Source organism: Paenibacillus sp. BAC0078, assembly GCF_054483875.1.
Genome location: NZ_JBTLRW010000043.1, coordinates 1 through 3,505, shown reverse-complemented (window position 1 = coordinate 3,505; position 3,505 = coordinate 1). Strand labels below are relative to the sequence as shown.

1 protein-coding gene is annotated in these 3,505 nt (G+C 54.3%); it reads right to left on the bottom strand.

Annotation, left to right across the window (positions count from 1 at the left end):
* On the bottom strand, nucleotides 1–3,505 hold a 3,505-nt coding region (locus tag ACX1DY_RS31285; RefSeq protein ID WP_458968023.1), incomplete at both ends, for an AMP-binding protein.

Genomic DNA, 3,505 nt, shown 5'->3' with positions numbered 1-3,505 from the left:
TACGCACGTTCGGCAATGGTTTGCCGATTCCAACCTTCTCCGGATCCGAAGTAACCGCCTCTTGCGTCGCGTAGATGGTCGCCTCCGTCGGCCCGTAAATGTTCTCCACTCGGGCATGCGGCCACTGCTCGCATGCTCGCCGTGCCATCTCCGTTGGGAACGCTTCACCCGCGATAAACAAAAACTGCAACGATGGTACGGCTCTCCCGCTCCTTTTCGCCTCCGCCATGAACAGCTGCAGCATGGAAGGAACAAAGTTGATGTGCGTCACCCGGTTATCATCAATGACGCGAAGCAGCTCCTGTGGATCTTTCTCGGCGCCCGGCGGCGCCACCACCACTTTCCCTCCGCCCGGTATCCATCCGAACAACTCCGTCAATGACACGTCGAACGTATAGCCCGTCTTCAGTAAATAAGCTTCTTCTTCCCCGCATGGATATTTGCGGTGCAGTGCCACCATGATATTCGTTAAGCCGCCATGTTCGACCATGACACCCTTGGGCTGTCCCGTCGATCCCGACGTGTAGATGACATACGCCAGATCGTTCGGACCGTTTGCGGCTGGCGGGTTCGCGGTGTCACCCGCGTACAGCGACACATCCGCCAGATCCAGCACGGTTCCCTCGTACTCTTGCGGCACTTCCGCTTCCCCGTAGACGAGTAGAAGATCGGCGCTACTGTCTTCCAGCATGTACGCGATCCGCTCCGCCGGATACGCCGGGTCGATCGGCAAGTATGCCCCGCCCGCCTTCAGAATCGCGAGAATCCCCACGATCATCTCTACCGAGCGCTCCGCCATAATCCCCACGATCCGATCCGATCCGACGCCGCGCAACCGCAGCTTATACGCCAACTGGTTCGCCTTCGCGTTCAGCTCCCCATACGTCATTCGCCCAGACTCGCATACGATCGCGACCGCTTCCGGCATCCGCTCCGCCTGCTCCTCGAACAGCTCGTGGATCGTCTTATCCTTCGGGTACTCCGCCCTCGTGTCGTTAAACGTCTCCAGCAGCTGACGCCTCTCTTCTTCGCCGAAGAATTCGAGGCTTTCAAGCATCCGCGTCGAATCGGCTGCCATCGCGTGGATCGTTCGCTCAAAAAACTGAAAGAGTTTACGGACGACATCTTCGTGGTAAGACGATCGGATGATAACACTCAATTGATTGAATGTAACGGATATGCTGAAGTCCAATTGGGTATTCGTGCGCTCAAAACTTAATTTCGCCAATGCCTCGGGAATCAGTGATTCTTCACCTATGGACTCATAAATATGAAAGTTTACATAATTAAACAAAATGTCGAAGAACGGATTGCTGGTTTCGGACTTTACTCCCGCTGCATTCATGATTTCCCGTAGTGGAAGTCTTCCGTGATTTTTCATCTCCATGCAAGCGCCATGAACTTTCTGAACCCATTGGAGCCAAGTCATTTGCCGATCGATTCTAATTTGCACCGGCACGGTATTCAGAAAAGAACCCAGCACTTTATCGCCGTCTTCACGAACGGGACGCAGGTTTTCAACGAGACCGGTCAAGACTTCGTTTTCGTAGCTGAACAAGGAAAGACTGTATACATAAGCCGAAAAACAAACGGAACGCAAGTGGGTGCTGCTGCTGCTCGCCAAAAGCTTTAGCTTCTCGAGCAAATCGTGATCAAAGGAATACGAAAACGTCACATGTTCGCCATCATGCTCCTGATCGGACAACGATTTAGGCAACTCTAACCGATGAAACCCTTTCAATTCCTCCTGCCAGTATTTTCGAACGTCCGGCTGATCCTTTACCGCGATTTGTTCGATTACAAAATCTTTATACGTGCTCTTCAAAGCTGGCTCTGCATCCCTCGCCGATTTCCCGCTCTTCAACATCTTGTAAACGTTCAGCAACTCTGTCATGAACGATGCGACGCTCCAGCCATCCAAGATCGCATGGTGAAAAATCCAGCATAGGTATAGTCGATTGCCACCAAGCAGACAGACGTGCATTCGCCAAAGCGGCGCCTTCCCAATATCAAACGGACGATTGCGGTCTTCTGCCAGCCAGCGCTGCACGAAATCGTCTTGATCGTCCCCGTCCAGCCCGGATAAATCATCCAGTCCGATGCGGACATCCACGTCTTTGCGCACAATTTGAATGGACTGTGCGTCTACCTCAAGGTAAAAATCGGTTCTAAGGATCGGGTGCTTGGCAACCATGAAACGCAAGGAATCCCGCAAACTTTCCAATTGAAACTGTGCATCTTTAAGCCTATATACGAACTGATCATGATAGACCGCTTCCTCAGATTGCATAAGGGTGTGGAAAACCATGCCCTGCTCGATATCGCTCATTGGATAGAAATCCTCAACCTCACCCGCCAGCGCTGCAGGGCCGGACAAGATTTGGTCCCGCATCTTCTCCATATCGGCCGCCAGCGCTTGTTCAACAGCCGCGAGGTCCAAATGATCGCTCGTAGAAAGGTTCGCCAAGAAGGACTCGATCGTCGGATATTGGTACAGATGATAGAGGTTCATTTTTTGTCCAATCGCTTGCTCCATCCTCGCGATTAGACGGAGAGCACGAATCGAGTCCCCGCCAAGCTGGAAGAAATCGTCCCGGATGCTCACCGGCTGCGAAAGGCCAAGCACGTCCTGCCAAATCGCCGCCAGTTTCGCTTCCTTCTCGCTCCGCGGCGCGACGTATTCGCTTCCCGCCTGCACTAGCCCTTGCGGCTCCGGCAGCGCCTTCCGGTCCACCTTCCCGTTGGCCGTCAGCGGGATCCGCTCCACTTCTACTAGATACGACGGCACCATGTATTCCGGCATATTGGCCTTTAAATACGCGCGCAGCTCGGAGGCGTCGAATGCCCCGCCGCTCACTACATACGCACACAAGTACGCCTCGCCCCGCTCGTCTTTCCGGGCGACGACCACCGCTTCCTTCACGTCCGCGTGCTGCAGCAGACGGTGCACGATTTCGCCCGTCTCAATCCGGTACCCCCGGATTTTCACCTGCTCATCGATCCGACCCATGTATTCCAGGTTTCCGTCCGGCAGCCATCTGGCCAGGTCTCCCGTACGGTACATCCGCTCGCCAGCTTCAAACGGGTTCTCCACGAACTTCTCCGCCGTCAGCTCTGGACGGTTCAAGTATCCGCGCGTCACCCCTGCCCCGGCTACGTACATTTCTCCGGCTACGCCCTGAGGGACAAGGCGTCCGTTCTTGTCTAGAATCATGACCGACAACGTTGGGATCGGTTTCCCGATGTTGCTAATGTTCGTCCGGATATCTTTGCCGGTTATTTCCTTGTACGTCACGTGTACGGTCGTTTCCGTAATGCCATACATATTGATCAGAAGGGCAGCCGGATACGCCTTCGCCCACGGTTCCAGTTGTGCAGGAGACAGCGCTTCCCCGCCGAATATCACTTTGCGGACACATAGATTCCGCTTCCGTTCCTTATCGCACACCTCATGGATCAGACTGTAGAACGCCGTAGGCGTCTGGTTCAGAATCGTCACGCGTTC